Annotated in this window: 22 protein-coding genes; 21 read left to right on the top strand and 1 reads right to left on the bottom strand. The window is 53.0% G+C overall.

From position 1 onward, the window contains the following. Positions 1-33 precede the first annotated feature (33 nt). The 15 genes from J2I46_RS02090 (at position 34) to J2I46_RS02020 (ending at position 10,499) form a co-directional block, all read left to right on the top strand. A complete protein-coding gene (locus J2I46_RS02090; RefSeq protein ID WP_207327270.1) occupies positions 34-261 on the top strand; it encodes a helix-turn-helix domain-containing protein in 228 nt (75 codons plus the stop codon). Between the two features lie 18 nt (positions 262-279). Then, positions 280-1,071 (top strand): phage antirepressor KilAC domain-containing protein, encoded by a 792-nt coding sequence (locus tag J2I46_RS02085; RefSeq protein ID WP_207327269.1) that lies wholly within the window; start codon positions 280-282, stop codon positions 1,069-1,071. Further along, positions 1,068-1,292, top strand: coding sequence for a hypothetical protein (locus J2I46_RS02080; RefSeq protein WP_207327268.1), 225 nt, complete (start codon positions 1,068-1,070; stop codon positions 1,290-1,292). Before J2I46_RS02085 ends, J2I46_RS02080 begins: the two co-directional genes overlap by 4 nt. A 1-nt stretch (position 1,293) precedes the next feature. Continuing rightward, positions 1,294-1,530 (top strand): hypothetical protein, encoded by a 237-nt coding sequence (locus J2I46_RS02075; protein WP_207327267.1) that lies wholly within the window; start codon positions 1,294-1,296, stop codon positions 1,528-1,530. Continuing rightward, positions 1,514-1,852, top strand: coding sequence for a helix-turn-helix domain-containing protein (locus J2I46_RS02070; RefSeq protein WP_207327266.1), 339 nt, complete (start codon positions 1,514-1,516; stop codon positions 1,850-1,852). Before J2I46_RS02075 ends, J2I46_RS02070 begins: the two co-directional genes overlap by 17 nt. A gap of 31 nt (positions 1,853-1,883) precedes the next feature. Beyond that, complete coding sequence (locus J2I46_RS02065; RefSeq protein ID WP_310588974.1) at positions 1,884-2,594, top strand: pyrophosphohydrolase domain-containing protein; 711 nt, start codon at positions 1,884-1,886, stop codon at positions 2,592-2,594. Continuing rightward, positions 2,591-2,851, top strand: coding sequence for a hypothetical protein (locus J2I46_RS02060; protein WP_207327265.1), 261 nt, complete (start codon positions 2,591-2,593; stop codon positions 2,849-2,851). Before J2I46_RS02065 ends, J2I46_RS02060 begins: the two co-directional genes overlap by 4 nt. Positions 2,852-3,164: 313 nt before the next feature. After that, positions 3,165-3,668 (top strand): hypothetical protein, encoded by a 504-nt coding sequence (locus J2I46_RS02055; protein WP_207327264.1) that lies wholly within the window; start codon positions 3,165-3,167, stop codon positions 3,666-3,668. A gap of 11 nt (positions 3,669-3,679) precedes the next feature. Next, positions 3,680-4,498, top strand: coding sequence for a 3'-5' exonuclease (locus tag J2I46_RS02050; protein ID WP_207327263.1), 819 nt, complete (start codon positions 3,680-3,682; stop codon positions 4,496-4,498). 20 nt (positions 4,499-4,518) lie between these two features. Continuing rightward, positions 4,519-4,905, top strand: coding sequence for a hypothetical protein (locus J2I46_RS02045; protein ID WP_207327262.1), 387 nt, complete (start codon positions 4,519-4,521; stop codon positions 4,903-4,905). A 62-nt stretch (positions 4,906-4,967) separates the two neighbouring features. Further along, positions 4,968-5,903, top strand: coding sequence for an LvrA C-terminal domain-related protein (locus J2I46_RS02040; protein ID WP_207327261.1), 936 nt, complete (start codon positions 4,968-4,970; stop codon positions 5,901-5,903). Then, a complete protein-coding gene (locus J2I46_RS02035) occupies positions 5,800-6,858 on the top strand; it encodes a hypothetical protein (protein WP_207327260.1) in 1,059 nt (352 codons plus the stop codon). Before J2I46_RS02040 ends, J2I46_RS02035 begins: the two co-directional genes overlap by 104 nt. Positions 6,859-6,934: 76 nt before the next feature. After that, positions 6,935-9,433: a DNA methyltransferase gene (locus J2I46_RS02030; protein ID WP_207327259.1), complete on the top strand. Its 2,499-nt coding sequence runs from the start codon at positions 6,935-6,937 to the stop codon at positions 9,431-9,433. Further along, positions 9,430-9,822 carry a hypothetical protein gene (locus tag J2I46_RS02025; protein WP_207327258.1) on the top strand — a complete coding sequence of 131 codons (393 nt, stop codon included), beginning with the start codon at positions 9,430-9,432 and terminating at the stop codon, positions 9,820-9,822. The genes J2I46_RS02030 and J2I46_RS02025 overlap by 4 nt, the downstream gene beginning before the upstream one ends. A gap of 29 nt (positions 9,823-9,851) precedes the next feature. After that, on the top strand, positions 9,852-10,499 hold the full coding sequence (locus tag J2I46_RS02020; RefSeq protein ID WP_207327257.1) for a DUF4494 domain-containing protein: 648 nt from the start codon (positions 9,852-9,854) through the stop codon (positions 10,497-10,499). Here J2I46_RS02020 and J2I46_RS02015 read toward each other — a convergent pair. After that, a complete protein-coding gene (locus J2I46_RS02015) occupies positions 10,492-10,650 on the bottom strand; it encodes a hypothetical protein (protein ID WP_207327256.1) in 159 nt (52 codons plus the stop codon). The two genes, J2I46_RS02020 and J2I46_RS02015, sit on opposite strands and share 8 nt — an antisense overlap. A 77-nt stretch (positions 10,651-10,727) precedes the next feature. Between J2I46_RS02015 and J2I46_RS02010 the strand changes: the two genes are divergently transcribed. The 6 genes from J2I46_RS02010 to J2I46_RS01985 all read left to right on the top strand — a co-directional run bounded on the left by J2I46_RS02010 (position 10,728) and on the right by J2I46_RS01985 (position 15,551). Further along, positions 10,728-11,684: a DUF5131 family protein gene (locus J2I46_RS02010; protein ID WP_207327255.1), complete on the top strand. Its 957-nt coding sequence runs from the start codon at positions 10,728-10,730 to the stop codon at positions 11,682-11,684. Then, positions 11,671-12,213 (top strand): Rieske (2Fe-2S) protein, encoded by a 543-nt coding sequence (locus tag J2I46_RS02005; protein WP_207327254.1) that lies wholly within the window; start codon positions 11,671-11,673, stop codon positions 12,211-12,213. Before J2I46_RS02010 ends, J2I46_RS02005 begins: the two co-directional genes overlap by 14 nt. Continuing rightward, the gene (locus J2I46_RS02000; RefSeq protein WP_207327253.1) at positions 12,210-12,467 is read left to right on the top strand and encodes a hypothetical protein; all 258 of its coding nucleotides are present in this window, start codon (positions 12,210-12,212) and stop codon (positions 12,465-12,467) included. The genes J2I46_RS02005 and J2I46_RS02000 overlap by 4 nt, the downstream gene beginning before the upstream one ends. A gap of 4 nt (positions 12,468-12,471) precedes the next feature. Continuing rightward, complete coding sequence (locus J2I46_RS01995; RefSeq protein ID WP_207327252.1) at positions 12,472-12,726, top strand: hypothetical protein; 255 nt, start codon at positions 12,472-12,474, stop codon at positions 12,724-12,726. A 206-nt stretch (positions 12,727-12,932) separates the two neighbouring features. After that, a complete protein-coding gene (locus J2I46_RS01990) occupies positions 12,933-13,178 on the top strand; it encodes a hypothetical protein (protein ID WP_207327251.1) in 246 nt (81 codons plus the stop codon). Between the two features lie 30 nt (positions 13,179-13,208). Next, positions 13,209-15,551, top strand: coding sequence for a DNA cytosine methyltransferase (locus tag J2I46_RS01985; RefSeq protein WP_207327250.1), 2,343 nt, complete (start codon positions 13,209-13,211; stop codon positions 15,549-15,551). The last annotated feature ends 55 nt before the right edge of the window (positions 15,552-15,606 follow it).

Genomic DNA, 15,606 nt, shown 5'->3' with positions numbered 1-15,606 from the left:
TAAAATAACGGATAAACGGCAAATGTCAAGGCTATGAAGTACAATTATAAGCTTCTTCGTAAGCGTGTAACGGATATCGAAGGAGGCTATACTACCGTTTCTAGGGAAATGGGTATTAGTAGACAGCGACTTAAGACAATTTTGGGTGGTGAGACAAATCCAAAAATTGACACGATGAAAAAAGTCCATGATGTTTTGGTCTCCCTGGAAGACAAGAAAGAGCTTGTCCAAGAACGGTACTCGGATATTTTTTTGCCCTAAACTGTGCCATTTGGCACAATGTCTCATTTAGCTATGCAACTTCAGTTCGACGATATCACGCTAAACGTACGCCCCCATGCTGTGCATGAATGGGCGTTGACCTCGGCTGAGGTTGCAGTGGGGTATGGCGTATCTGCCGAAACGATCCGTTATCATAAGTCAACGCATTCCGAAGAACTGATCGAAGGCAAACATTTTGTCAGCGTGAGGAATCCAAACGCTGTTAGGAATCAGGCAGATACGTACTGGACTAAACGGGGCGTGGTTCGGCTGGGCTTTTTCATCAAGTCTGATCGGGCAAAACGGTTTCGTGACTGGGCCGAAGATTTGGTTCTGAAGGTAACCGAGACATTGCCCCCCGCCCCGCATTATCTTCCCCAGACAATGCCCGAAGCCTTGCGGATGCTGGCAGCTGAGATTGAGGCCAAAGAACAGGTAGAGCTTCAGCTGAAAGCCGCCAAACCAAAGATCGAGCAATACGACCGGACCATGAACGCGGAAGGCACGTTCACCATAGCCCAGGTGGCCCAGCAGATCGGAACGGGTCAGAATCGCCTGTTCGCCTTTTTACGGGCGCAACGAATCGTCTTCTACCAACGGGAGCATAACCGACCCTACCAGCAATATGTTGACTTAGGCTGGTTTCTGGTCCGCCAGAAAAGTTTCGATCGGGGTGGCGTCGATACGGCATACCCTCAGCTGTTTGTCACCTCAAAAGGATTGGAAGCTATTCGGAAAAAGTGGGACATGTTGGCCGCATCAACATTGGTTCAATCTCCTGCGGCCAGTTTAACCAGCACTGTACTATGACACTCGCTCAGCTAATTCCGACCGACGTAACTATCGATGAACTTGCCCAAGCCGCTGATTTCTGTCAGGCTAACCGGGATAATCCTGTATTGCGGTCGCTGGTTCGACCACTTATCGATATTGCTGTGACTCGGATGACTCCTGAAGAGAAGCAGGCAACAGCCGACCGGGTGATGGCAATTGGCCACTACCTACAGACGCTAAACCAACCACCTTCTTAACATGGGCTCTGCATCGCTATTAACGCCTTATATCAAAGCACGTCGGGATAAGGAACAACGGATCTATAATGACTACCAGCAACTGATCAGCCAACCGGAAGCCATGCCGGTGGTCGTCGATTCGATCCTGATGAAAAAGTACAATATCAAGTCACGGTCTACTATTTGGTCCATTCGCGGCCGCGTTCAACAGCGAATGCTCCAGTCAACCAATGAGCTAAATGGAAAATCCCTTTGAGTTGATGCTTGAAAAGCAGAACAATATGGAGACCCTGCTCCGTCAGCTGTTAAATAATCCTGTTCAGGGAGGCATTTCGGGCGGAGTCGAGGTAGAAAAGCCAATGACGACCAAGCAGGCTGCCGAATTTCTGGGCATTAGCGCATCGGCCGTACGGCACAATGACGATATACCCCGCTATAAGCGGGGCGGCATACTGTTTTTCTATAAGAGTGAACTGAATCAATATATAAAAACGGGCTTTGTCAAGATCAGTGCCAAGACAGCCCTAACAAGAAAAACCCCAACAAACCGCGCGAACGGTGCTGGGGCCCATGAGTAAATCAGATTACTAAGTCTAACAAATCAAAAGTATGAATAAGTCTGTAGAAGTGCAACCGCTGGAGATTCAGCGTAACGGCGTCAAAATGATAGCCGATGTCTACCGGAGCGGGTTTCGTCACGCAGAGAGCGTTGCTGGTATGTATTTGTCGGACCTGCTCAATGTAGCCGGAATGACCGACAACCTGCGTGGTGTTCTGGATGTATGGGAAGCCCAGTACCAAGGAACGCTGGCCGAGCCAGGTCGCCAGTACGTTCCGCATCCGGTCGATTATCTGGCCTTGGTTAAGCAGTTCCACCACACCTTCCAAAGCCCGGTACTGGATGCGCCGCAAATCCCGGCCGCTGACCGGTGTGCCCTGCGCATCAATCTGCTGGAAGAGGAGTTGGAAGAGCTGGTCACGGCTATAAGGGTTCGGGATCTGGTCGGCATTGCTGATGCCCTCTGCGATTTGCAGTACGTGTTATCCGGGGCAGTACTGGAATTTGGGTTAGCCGAGAAGTTCGGCGCACTCTTCTGCGAGGTACACCGCTCCAACATGAGCAAAGCCTGTCTGACCGAAGAGGAAGCTATAGCCACGGTAGCGCTATTTGCGGGGAAAGGCGAAACCTCGACCTATAAAGAGGTCGACGGTGTGTACCTGGTCTTTCGTGATGGCGATCGTAAAACGCTGAAGGGCATTAACTATTCACCGGCTGATCTGGAAGCGATTCTGGTCACAGCTCCCGTCGACCAGCCATGAGCAACGTACCTGCCTCGCCGGAATTTTCCAGCGTAGCGGCCTTTAAAACCGCTGTCGATAAGGCCGGCAAGCCTGAGCAGCTGACGGCCCTACTAGCCAAACTGCTGAAAGGCGCCAAGGGTGAGCCGGGCATTCACCAGTGGGCCTCGGGTTCACCCCAATACGTCGAGTGCTGGAAGGGTGTTCATGCGCATGCCAGGGCCATGGGTTTTACCTATAACCAGTCGCGACACTTGTTTTACAAATCTCGTATATAAGTCATTTTCCGTGGACGCTGTCGAGTGACAGTGGTGTTAGACACGATTGCCGTTCTGGGTTTCCCGGGCGGCAGCGTCTGCGGACCAACCCAATAACAACCCGGTGACGCTGCCTGAACTGTGCAGCGATTCTACCTCTCGAGGTAGTAATGGTGTGGATAGAATCGCGACTGCCTCCACTGCTGGTGGATGGCAGCGTCACCGGGGGACTTCACTATGAATCACGATCGCGCATTTAAGGCCGTTGTCAGCTACGTCATTCCTCCGCTGACGATTGCCGCGCTGCTCTACTCCATTATTTATCTCTTGACGTATGGTCACCACTGAACCAATCGACGAAGCCTTGCCGCAGGTGATGACAGCGGATGAGGTGTATGAAATAGCCCGGCGTGGCGCACTCTCTGCGCTTGTCGATGCGGGTGTCATCGACAAGAAAGCCATGGCGCTGGCCCTTGTGAATGGCACTGTGGCTGGTGTAGAGGTCAAAACAGCCAACCAGCTGAAGACCACGCCCAAGCTGCCAAAAACGACCACGCCGCCCGTCGAACCCACTGAGGAGCAAAAGGCCGCGGCCAACAAATGGCACATGGACGTTGACAAACTGGATGCGGATAACATCAGTGCCTGGCAGCGACACTACCTGCTACTCAGGGATGGCCTGCCAGGCATCAGCGATCCGATCAAGACCAAGATGCTGAATCGGATGGTGAAAGTAGCCTTCGACAAATGGATCGATTACGACCCGACCACGCAGCGGTTTTCACCTGCGGTCAGAACCGCCGACCCGGGCAACCCGCACAACAATCCACTTGCCTAATCGCTTAACACATGCTTCAACTAACCAGACCCCTTGTTTTCGTCGATGCGGAAACAACCGGATTAGACCGGGAGACCGATCGCATCGTGCAGATCAGCCTCCACAAAGTGGCTTCACTAGACCACCTTCCCGTTACAGCCGGGCCGCATACCACGCACCTGGCCATGTACATCGATCCGCAGCGGGAAATACCGGCGGCATCGATCGCCATCCATGGCATTACGGCGGAGGTGTTGAGGGCCAATAACGCAAAGCCCTTCCATCAGGTAGCCAGGCAGCTGTTCGATTTCCTAATGGGTTGCGACGTGGCCGGCTTCGGCTCCAACTTCTACGATGTACCGCTGCTCTATAATGAATTTGCGCGGTGTGGCATCTACTGGGGGCCAGGCTCCTTCCAGATGATCGACGTGGGGAATCTCTTCAAGATCAAGCATCCCCGGAGCTTATCGGCAGCCGTGCGGAAATACCTCGGCCGGGAGCATGATGGCGCCCATTCAGCCACTATCGATTCACTAGCCACATCCGAGGTATTTGTTGAGCAATTACGCCGCTACCCAGACCTGCCAGAAACTATTGAAGAACTGGCCATCTATACCAATTACGGCCGCAAGGTAGCCGACATCTCGGGTAAGTTTTACTATGATAACGACGGGGTTGTTCGCTATGGCTTTGGGAAGTACAAAGACCAGCCTGCACTGGATTACCCCGATTTTCTGGAATGGATGCTGCACCGGGCCAATTTCCCGGCCGACACCAATAAGATCGTCGCGGACCTGCTGAATTACCCCTATGGCCAGCAGGAAGACGAAGGGGAGTACTATCTGGATTGATCACCTTAACCACGAATCCTATGCATATCCTGTTGTATATTCTGATTGCCAGCCTGCTGGTAGCAGCGATGACGTTTTACTACTGGCTGACAGCCCCACAGTACAGCGAGGACGGTACGCCCATCACCACCATTCTGGAGGCAACCGACTTTCCGGAGCGCAACATGAAGCTGGCTGAGCATCAGCCCGAGTACAAGACGTTACCTGCCCTGTATCTGCGGGAGCCATACGGCCAATTTATCACGTGCTGGGCACTAACACCTTGGCAACGCGTCCGGTTGCTCAGGACAGGCAAACTATGGGCTTCTCAGCTAACGTGGAAAGACCAGTTCCAGCCCATTACGTTCACGACCGATTCAAGGGATCTGTTCATCCCTGTACGCCCAATCGACGATCTGGTTGATTAGCCAGTTTTGCTTTTTTGCCGACTACTGTGAAATACATCAACCTTCTTAATCGCTACTGGTCCATGCACGCAACTCAAAAGTTCGAGCCTGCCCAAACGCATCTATACACGTGCCTCCTTCACCTGTTCAGTAAGAAAGGGAATGGCACGGTTTGGCCTGCGTCATTGCGACTGGAGAATGATGAGTTGTGTAAGGCAGTTGGTCTCTCGCTGAACACGCTGAAATCGGCTCGTCTGGTACTAGTCAGTCGCGGAGTTATCGGCTTCGATGGGGAAGCTAAAGGGCGGGGCGTTCGACCTGAATACTGGCTGTTTGATGAACACGGCCAAACAAAAAAGGTGTCAAAATCTGACACCTTAAGCCCGAAAAAGGTGTCAGATTTTGACAGTTTAATGCCTGAAAAGGTGTCAAAATCTGACACCTTTAGATTTAAAAGGTGTCAGATTTTGACAGTATACACCGCCGAAAGGTGTCAGATTTTGACACCATGTCCTTATATAAGAGACAATAAAGAGACTTTTATTCTCTCTCTAAAGGGGGTGTGTGAAGCGCTGAGGGGTCTGTCGGTAGAAGCAAAAAAAAATGAGGTGGTTGAGGTGCTGGCAGAAGAGGTGATTCCACAGCTGCCCAGCCGCCCCGTTCGGGGTGACCCCTTCACGCTCCGATCCCGGATGGAAGGACGAGTTATCCCCTTCTCACGGTGGTTTGAGACATACGGCCATCAGGCTCAGGAAAAACAGGCTCGAGCCCTCTGGGAGCTTTTCGACGACCAGACGCTTCAAACGATCTGGACCCATACCCAGGCCTTCGTTCAGGTTACCGAGAAACAGTACCGGCCACTTCCGGCTAATTATTTATCCCAAGAGGTTTTTCACGACGAAATCATTGATCGCAATGCAAACGCAACAACCAGCCGCCGCAACCGCCGCCATAACGGTGATCAAGGAAACACCGGAGAGGAGCTTGATCAACTCATTGACGGATACTACAGCAGTTAAGCTCTCAGAAATGAAGGTATTGCCTGAAAAAGCGTTCCTGAGCCTGATGAGCATCCAGAAGCCATTAACCATCGCCGTTGCGGCTACGGCCGTAACGCTGAAAAAAATGGTGAAGGAACACGGCGAAGCCCTGACGGCCAAACTGATCTGCGCGGTGCTCAAGCTCTATAACGATTCGCTGAATGCCAGCCAGCAGATGACTGCCCGGCAGCTGTTCGAGTGCGCTGATCTTTTTACCGAGACGTTCCCCCATGATACGTTGAAAGACCTCATTCTGTGTTTGAAACGGGCGAAGATGGGCCATTACGGGACCGACTACAATCGCATCGATTCTACGGTAGTTACGCGGTTTTTTCGGGCGTATCTGGACGAGAAGGCAGACTGGCTAGAACAGCAGAGGGTGGCTTGGAATGGAGAATTAAAACGCTCCACACCTGGATTGGGCAACCTGCTATCCGAGGCCGTTAACGAGGGGCAGTTAACCAGTGAGCAGGCCGAACAGGTACGTCAGTCGCTTCATCGACTCACTCAGAAGCCTGCCGGCCGCACGGTACTGGAATACGCTCATAACTCAGCCAAATACGACCAGTGGCTCACCGAAAATGCCCACGAACTGGAGATGGATCTGCTACGAAAAATCGAGGAGCAGGCCCGGCTTCGCAATTTGCAAAGCACACTGGCCATCGTCACGCAAGCCATTAACCTGCGCTTGAAAGGAAATACGGGGGGCTACATCACACCGGTGATCAGCTACCAGCCCCCCCGGCCGATGCGGACCAAAGCCAGCCCAGTCATTGAGCAGGCATTCACGGCCGAAGAATACGATAGTGCCCTGCAAGTGAATGCACCCCACATGAGTCTGGAAGCTCTTCAGGATGTCGGGCGGCAAGCTCATCAGCGAGGGGCGGACTCAACACTAGCGATCGTCAAGAACGAACTCAAAAGGCGGTCTTAACACCCAATCTACCACATCCCGAACGTACCTGCGGCTGCCTGCCAGCTTTGGGAGCGTTCGGCCTAATCAGATCATTATGTCAAGTTATCAGGAATTTTTAGAGGCAAAAATCAGCCTGGCACCCAAGACGGGGTTCGACCTTGATCCCGCCCTTCTGCACCCACTTCTAAAGCCTCATCAGCGCGATGTGGTCATCTGGAACTGCCAAGGTGGATGCCGGGCTGATTTCCTTTCGTTTGGCCTCGGCAAAACGGCCATTCAGATCGAAACGTGTCGACAGATCATTGCTCATACCAATCGTCGAGCCTTGATCGTCTGTCCGCTGGGCGTACGGCATGAATTTGCCCGGGACGGAAAAATGCTGGGCATTGATGACATCCGCTACATCACGACAAATGATGGATTGACCGATGAAACTGATTTCTTCATCACCAATTACGAACGGATCCGTCGCGGTCAGATCGATCCCAAGTTCTTCAGCGTAGTGTGCTTTGACGAGGCCAGCATTCTGCGGTCGCTGGATACCGAAACTACTCAGACCATTCTGGATACCTTCGAACAGGTGCCTTTCCGGTTTGTCTGCACGGCAACTCCCTCCCCTAACCGGTTTCTGGAACTGATTAACTACGCCGACTACCTGGGCATCATGGACCGTGGGCAGGCGCTTACCCGCTTTTTTGAGCGCGATAGCACGACGGCCGGTAATCTGACGCTTTACGCCCGTCGTGAAAAGGAGTTCTGGCTGTGGATGAGCTCGTGGGCCTGCTTCATCACCAAGCCCTCCGATCTGGGCTATGATGATACCGGGTATGACCTTCCCAATCTGACGATCGTTCCTCACCGTATCACCTTCCCACGTGAGGTGAAAGTGGACAAAAAAACGCGTCAGTCGTCGCTGGTCGCCGATACCACCAAGTCGCTGGTGGACGCTTCCAAGGAAAAACGGGATTCACTAACCTACCGCGTTACCAAACTGGACGAGGTCTTACAGAATGCGCTGGATGATAACTGGCTGATCTGGCACACGCTGGAATCAGAGCGTCATGCCATTCAGAAACTCATCGGTAAAAACTGCCAATCGGTGTGGGGATCGCAACCCATCGACGCCCGGGAAGAGTCGCTGACGGGGTTTGCTCAGGGTCGGGTCAAATATCTCTCGACTAAACCCGTCATTGCCGGCTCGGGCACCAATCTGCAATACCATTGCCATAAGGCCGTCTACGTAGGCATCGACTACAAATTCAACGATTTCATTCAGGCCATGCACCGCATCTACCGGTTCGGGCAAACGCAGGCCTGCGAGGCGCACATCATCTACACCGATGCAGAAGATGAGATTTATAAAACGCTGATGCAGAAGTGGGAAAACCATCGCACGCTGCAAACCGAGATGACCGACATCATCAAGCGCCACGGCCTCAACAGCGATCTGTATGCTGAAGAGCTGAAACGGGAAATGTTCACCGGTCGGCAGGTGGCTAGCGGGGAAAACTGGGAATTCGTCAACAACGACTGCGTAGCGGAATGGATGACTAAAGAATCTGACAGCATCGACTTTATCCTGACGTCGATTCCCTTCGGCAACCACTACGAATATTCGGAAAACTATAACTGCTTCGGACACAACCAGACTAACGAGAAGTTCTTCGAGCAGATGGATTTCCTCATCCCCAGCCTCTACCGAACACTAAAGCCAGGGAGAATCGCCGCCATTCACGTCAAAGACCGGATCCGGTATAGCTACATGAACGGAACAGGTTTTACCAGCATCGACCCTTTCAGCGACGAGACGACGGCCGCCTTTCGCAAGCACGGATTCCATTTGCTAACCCGAATCACTATCGATACCGACGTGGTGCAGGAAAATAACCAGACCTACCGGCTGGGATGGTCGGAGGCCTGCAAGGATATGACAAAAATGGGGGCAGGTTTGCCCGAATACCTGCTCATTTTCCGCAAAGCACCTACCAGTAGCGGTAATGCCTACGCCGATCAACCTGTGCAACACAGCAAGGAAGCCTACAGCCGGGGGCGTTGGCAGTTGGATGCTCATGCTCATTGGAAGACGTCGGGTGCCCGCCTGATCAGTGAAGAGCAACTGCGGCGGCTGGATTTACGGGATATTCTCAAGCTCTGGAAAATGCAGGAGGCCACCGAGCGCTACGACTACCAGCGGCACGTGGCCATTTGTGAGCAATTGGATGAGCTTCAAAAGTTACCCAGTACGTTCATGGCCATCCCACCCCAGGCAAACTCCCCTGATATCTGGGATGACATCACCCGGATGCGGACCCTCAATTCTGAGCAGGTTAAAAAGGGCAACGGTAAACATATCTGTCCGCTTCAGCTGGATATCATCGAACGGGCAATTGAACGCTACAGCAACCCCGGTGAGCTAGTCGCTGATCCTTTTGGCGGCATTGGCTCGACAGGCTATCAGGCCGTCCGGATGAAGCGCAAAGCGTTTCTAACCGAACTCTACACCGCCTACTGGAAAGACGGCGCCAAGCATCTTCGGAGTGCTGAACTGAGTCTGAGTGCGCTAACCCTATTTGGTGACCTACTACCAGCATGATAACAACCTTGCCACCCCCTGTAGCCGATCTGATCGCCGAAACACCCGCCCGCCCGTGGCTGATGCCCGGTACGCTCTGTCTGCCCAACAACCTGCTCAAAGCCCTCTGGAAGCATATCCAGACCAGCTGCCTGGCCGAAACCGACTGGCCGATTGACGGCCCATTCATGCTCTCCGATTGCATCACCGAATGGCTGGCCACGGATGGAGCAGAAATCAAAGGCGGTCGAACCGAGGCGGTGGTGCTGCTGCCGCTGGTGCATAATCAGATGGACGGGCTGGGCATCTACTACCGCAATACCAACAACGTCGACCTGATCACCGTGGCCGGTATCCTCTTTCGCGAAAACTCGGAAGCGGCCTGGCTGGCTGGCAAGCCCCTGAATTAATCAACTAACTCGTTAAACACCCCAATCATATGCCAACCTGGTTCATCGGTAGCATCCGCTACCAGCAACAAGACGACTCAGTGGCCGTCGACACGCGCAAGGGCGCCGACGCCCCCCGCCTGAAAACCATAAAGGAGTCGTATCTGATCGATGCGGTTTCCTACACCGATGCCGAGGCCCGGCTCTACCGAATTGTGGCCGACAACACGCCCGACTTTGAGATCGTCAGCATTCGCCCCATGCGCCTAAGTGATGTCTTCCACATCGAAGGAGGAGACAACTGGTACAAGGTGAAGGGTTTCTACATGACCGAAACGGCCAAAGGTGTCGCCAAGAAAGTCAACAACGTGATGCTGATCAACGCGGCCAGTCTGAAGGAAGCCCACGAGCGAATTACGGAGCAACTTAGCTCCATGCTGGTCCCGGTGGAGATCACCGACATCAACCTGACGCCCATTCTGGAAGTGGTGCCCCACGATGCGCTGGAAGACGAAAAGCCCGTCGAAACGGGCAAAACAACGATTATCGGTGGCGATGTCACGGTAAGTGTGCAGAATCAGAAAGGCGAGTTTGTTCCCCTGAGAGGACTCAGTTCATTCGATCACGTATCGGATTTTGAACCGGCTGGCGCGTTGCCAAAAGCTGAGCAGCGTCAATTGGAAACCGCCATTACTTAATCGGGGCTGGCGGTGGCTGTAACCGGTCGCGTTCAGCCACCGCCAGCCGTTCAAGTACTTCGTATTGCTTCTCTTCTGTCAGGGCGGCAATTAACCGGACAGCCTTGATTGTTTCGGGTGTCACTTTAACTGTAATCACTTCCTTAGCCATTTGCTTAAAGGGTGTAAAAGGTGTAAATTTACTACAAGACGCAAAGATAACAAATCGGTTAATAGCCGCATAATATCATGGCTCAATCATCAATAGAATGGACTCAGCAGACTTGGAATCCGACCACCGGCTGTACCAAGATCAGCGCGGGTTGCCGGGACTGTTACGCCGAAATAATGCACCGTCGGCTTCGGGCCATGGGTCAGGCAAAATACGCCGAACCGTTTAACGTAGTGGTTACTCACCCCGATGAGCTAAAGCGCACCTTCGGCCGAAAACCGACCATCGTTTTTGTCAATTCGATGAGTGATCTGTTTCACAAGGACATACCGCTGGAGTTCATTCAGCAGGCATTCGCGGCAATGATTGCCCAGCCCCAGCACATCTTTCAGGTGCTGACCAAAAGACCCGAACGAGCCTACGAATTCTCCTCACAGCTAATCTGGCCCGATAACATCTGGCTGGGTACGTCGGTCGAAGACGATAAGCAGCTTGACCGGATCACGTTTTTGCAGGAAACGGATGCCAAAGTCAAGTTCCTGTCTATCGAGCCGCTCATTGGGCCTATACCTGCCCATCACATCGTAGGCGTCGATTGGGTCATCGTCGGTGGAGAGTCCAGCCGACGGGCGCGGCCCATGAAACACGAGTGGGTGGAGGCCATCCGCCTTCAGTGCGAAAAAGAAGGCATCGCCTTTTTCTTCAAACAGTGGGGTGGCAAGAACAAGAAGCTCACCGGCCGGCTGCTTAACGGACGTACCTACGATGAAATGCCCATTACAAAACAACTGGCTTCATCGACACTTTTGGAGGCCCGGCAACTAACGTGGGAGAATCAGGCTGAAGTCAGAGACTGGTGCGGCGGTAAAATTTGGTCAAAGCCGCCACTACGAGCCGTGAGCGGTCTGTTCATTCCAACCGATACGGGTCAGATTGACGTAGCCTTTGGTGACTATATCCTCAAATACACTGACGGCTCCTTCGAACGCGTCGATCAGCTTGCCTACTACGCTGGTAATTATGAACATAGCTAATCAAGATACGCCCACCGCTGCGCAACAGCCCTACGTGGTGGGCAAATCATATACTGTGCTGGTTGCCGTGCTGGCCAGTAAATGGAACGGGCTCAGGTACGTACCCATCATCGGGCCGAAACACGCCGATGATAAGATCCTGAACTTCCCCCATGAGCATTACCACATCGACTGGCGGTTTGTCTCACCAGCTGCGTATGCGGATGCCACCTTTTGCCGCTCTGCCGGTGCTGAGTTCGGGCAGGTGCTGCATACGGAAGGCGAGGTCAATGAGGTTCAGGCCATTCAGAAGCGTCGGATGTACTGCTTTCGGGACTTCGGCACTTTTCCGGTTCACATACCCCCATGGTATGACCGGCTCCAGCAGGCCTACCAGAAAACAACGCTGGGGCCTAAGCGCCTCTGTCCGCACCAAGGGGCTGATCTGTCCAGCGTTGCCCCGGTCGATGGGGCGATTACCTGTCCGCTGCACGGCCTGAAATGGTGTTCGCACACAGGCAAACTATTGGTAAGCCAGCTCAAACCATGAAACTACCCAAACGCTTAGACCTCACCCGGTCCTGTTTTTACCAGTTGCCTCCCGAGGTTGACGCCGTCGATCTGACCAATTACGAACTGCTGTTCCGAGTCGCCTATAACGGTATTTTTCACAGTCGGGTGGGCCGCTACTATTTCTTCCAATTGCCCAGCGTGTCCCAAAGAAACGAGTTCATGCTGATGCTGGAAGGAATGGCCAAGCAGAAAGGGCTTTCCGTCATACGTGAAACCATCTATCCCGACTAACTCTATGACACGCATCAAATTGCTGCTTATGGCCATCTGGCCTGACATCCACACCTGGGGCAAGTGGGAGCATGTCCTGTACGTGGATGATTTCCGCACAGGCAACAAAACCTATGAACTGCTCAGGCGTGAATGTGAACGAACTGGACTCACCCAGTACAGGCGGGTGTATGTCAAACAGTGCGTCCATAACCTTGGGGCCAGATTAACAGCCTGGCTATTGTCTAAAAATGATTCGGTCAATGCCGCTTGCAAATAAGGTGTAAAAGGTGTAATTTTACACCTAATAAATAAGTCAAGGATATCCTGCAGTATGAAACGACTCCTTTTGTACGCCGCTTTAGCCGGTTCGCTGTTCGCTCAGCGTGTCTTCAGTCATTCACACGGTGCCTGCCGACGCATTGAGCTGAGGTCCGTGTATTCGTTCGGCGTCGTCCCAGTTCACCAGATCAAACGTAACTAGGTATGAATACTAACATGCAGTTTAAACTATTCCTATTCTGGCTGGGTGCTACTTGGTTTTCCTACGCCGTAGCCAGACTTCATTTTCTATATGGAGACATAGGCTTAAACTGGAAGTGGTTCCAGCGGCAAGTCTGGACTGGGGCAATCTATTCAATATGCCGGGATGCAGGCTTGATCATCATCGGTATCTACCTAATCTACCACATTGCTGTCTGGTACTGGGCTGTTCTAAACCGCGTGCTGTAGTTCTATTCACTTGCTAACAACTGATATGAGATGAGTAACTGTAAAATACCGGCTCACTACGCCAAAGGCCTTATCATACCAGAACTGGTTCGCCTGATTGTCATCGATAGCTTCTGCGGGGCTGGTGGATTCACCACCGGCGTTGAGAATGCGCTTGATCGGCTGGGTCGTCGTATTGCCGTGGTTGTGGCGGGCATTAACCACGATAAGGATGCGCTCAAATCGCATGCGGAGAATCACCCCGAAACGGTCCACTTCGTGGAAGATGTGCGCGACAAGAGCTTACCAAAACGTATAGCCGAGGTAGTCAGGCAGGCCCGCAAGCTCTATCCGAACGCGAAGGTGCTGTTTCATGCCTCGCTGGAATGTACCAATTTCAGCAACGCCAAAGGGGGCAAATCCCGCGATGCCGACAGCCGATCGCTGGCTGAATTCATGCCCGCTTACCTGATGGCCATCAAGCCCGATTACTTCACCATCGAAAACGTGCGTGAATTTATGGCGTGGGGCCCTATGATTGCCAAGGTCAACAAGAAGCACACGTTCGAGGGCCATAAGGCACCCTGCTGCCAGATGGTGTTCGACAAGAAGAAAAAGGAGTGGGATTATCACTGGATACCCGAGCACCGGACCAAAGGGCAGGACTATCAGCGCTGGATTCGGGAGATTGGTGATTTAGGGTATCAGTTCGATTCCAAGCTGCTGAACGCCGCCGACTTTGGGGCTTACACCTCCCGGCTTCGCTACTTTGCTATTTTTGCCAAAAGCAGCGTGCGCATCAGCTGGCCAGAGCCAACCCACGCGAAAGTACCGCTTAAAGTGCAGGGTCAACTCTCGGTGTTTGATAACCTCCAGCGCTGGAAAGCCGTGCGCGACGTGCTGGATTTCAGCGATGAGGGTCACAGCATCTTCGGCCGCAAAACCAACATGGCCCTGCGCAAACAGGACCGTAAAGACCTGGTTGAAAAAAGTCTCGAGCGTATTTATGCCGGGCTGGTCAAACACGTGGCCGGGGGTGCTGATTCTTTCCTCAGCAAATACTACTCGGGCAATCCGGATCAGAAGAACATCTCACTGGATGGGCCTGCCGGTTCCTTAACCACCGTCGATAGCCACGCCTACGTAAAGGCTTCCTTCATCGTACAGCGTCAGAATGATGTCGAGGGGCGCGATCCGGCTGGCCGTACCGTTTCCATCGATGGGCCTGCCCGCACCATCACTACGTCGGGCGGTAATCAGGAACTGGTTCAGGCGGCTTTCCTCTACAAATACATCAGCAATAGTCCCCTAACCGGCACCAATGCAGGGAGTTCCATCAATGAGCCGTGCGTGACGATCACTACGCAGGACCGGATTGGTCTTGTTAATGCCGCCTTTCTGAGTAAGTACTACGGGGATAAACCCGAATCACGCAATACCAGCCTGAACGAGCCTTGTGGCACCCTGACGACGGAAAATCGCTGTGCGCTGGTGAAGGCTAACTTTCTGGCCAATTACTACTCATCAGGTGGCCAAACAGCTTCCGTCGACGATCCCAGCCCCACCCTGCCGACGAAAGACCGGTTATCACTGGTCGTGGCTGAACACTTCGTTGATCAGCAGTACGGTAACAGCAAGCCAGCATCGGTGGATGACCCGGCCGGTACCCTGACGGAAAATCCCAAACTCAACCTGGTCCGTGCCGAACGGTACATGGTCAACTATTACAGTGGTGGCGGCGATACCCAGAATCTGGAAGAGCCAACTACTGCCCTGACCACCATACCCAAACAGCGACTAATCACCCTGACGCCGGTTGAGGGCTTCGTCTATAACCCCGGCTGGTTTGGGCATAGTGCCGCCCTTGATCAACCCGCCCCCGTTGTGGTGGCCCGTCAGGATAAAGCCCCTTTGTCGGTCGTTAAGTGCGAACGGATGCTGATGACCAACCTGCACAGCAACGTACCTAAAAGCCTGGATGAACCCGCTCCCGCCCTGCTCACCGGTACGCATCATTACCTGCTCAATGCCCAGTATGATAACGGGCTGCGCACGGTTGATCAGGTTGCGCCCACTATCACCGCCGATCGGCATTACCCCTATCTGGTGGTAACCTCCAGCGGTGAACTGGCCATTGAGGTCTATAAAACCGATAGCCCGGCGACGGTCAAGATCAAACGGCTGATGGCTGAATTAGGTATCGTCGACATCAAAATGCGGATGCTGAACGTACCTGAACTGAAACGGATTCAGGGGTTCCCCGACGGATATGTTCTGAAGGGAGGTACTACCAAGCAAAAGAAATTCATTGGCAACGCGGTTGTTCCACAGGTGGTCCAGCGGATGATTGAGGCACTGGGCGACACGATTAAACTTAAATCGGGCATTTTTTAAGCCTTTAAAGGCTTCATTATGAAGCCTTTTCTTCGTAAATTAAGGTAAGATCACA

Origin of the sequence: Fibrella forsythiae, from assembly GCF_017353175.1 — a bacterium.
Classification (GTDB): Bacteria; Bacteroidota; Bacteroidia; order Cytophagales; family Spirosomataceae; genus Fibrella; species Fibrella forsythiae.
This window is presented reverse-complemented; position numbering and strand designations above follow the sequence as displayed.